1 protein-coding gene is annotated in these 833 nt (G+C 68.7%); it reads right to left on the bottom strand.

Translation table 11 applies throughout. The features are described from left to right. The coding region (locus tag NS334_RS16955) for an SDR family NAD(P)-dependent oxidoreductase (RefSeq protein WP_153002820.1) at positions 1–833 on the bottom strand (833 nt) is incomplete at both ends.

Here is an 833-nt window from a genome sequence, read left to right on the forward strand (position 1 = left end):
GGTTGCGGGTGACCGCGGCCTTGATCAGTTCCTCGGCATCGGCCGTATTGTGGCCCGGCTGGTCGGGCCGGTTGACGAACACCCGCAGCATCGGCGTGTCGATCGCACCGGGACAGATCGCATTGACGCGCACGCCGTCCTTGGCGTGGCGCTTGGCGAGCGCCCGCGCCAGGCCGATGACGCCGGCCTTGGCCGCCGAATAGGCCGGGCTCCACCGCGAGCCGACCAGGCCCGAGGTCGACCCGGTGAACAGGATGCCGCCCTTGCGCCGCGCCGTCATCTGCGCGAGCGCAGCATTGGTGGTGATCAGCTGCGAGCGCAGGTTGAGATCGACGCTGAGATCCCAGCCCTCCAGATCGTCGATCACGGACGGTCCGGGAATGCCGAGATGGTTCCACACGCAGTCGAGCCCGCCGAATTCCTTGACGGTCGCCGCGACGATGTCACGCGAAAACTTGTCGTCGCGCAGATCGCCGGCCAGCGCCAGCGCGCGCCCGCCGCCTCTTTTGATCTCGTCGACCACCGCCTTCGCGCCGGCCTCGTTCTGGTCGACCACCGCAACCGCCGCCCCCTCCCGCGCGAGGATGAGCGCGCCGGCGCGGCCGGCGCCCGACGCCGCGGCGGTGACGAGTGCGATCTTGCCTTGCATGTCCATGTTTCGATCCTGACTGTGCCCGTGAGCTCGGGCCTTCTTGGTGCTGGTTGGTTGAATCAGGACCGCGGCGCCGCAGTCTTGCGCTGAAGCGCTAGCGGCCGCCGAACAGAACCGGGGACTGGCCGGGCAATAGCTGCGAATGAATGTCGCTGTCCATGCGCTCCGCCCCTTGCTGGGT

The sequence above is a fragment of the Sphingomonas endophytica genome (assembly GCF_001476895.1).
Classification (GTDB): Bacteria; Pseudomonadota; Alphaproteobacteria; order Sphingomonadales; family Sphingomonadaceae; genus Sphingomonas; species Sphingomonas endophytica_A.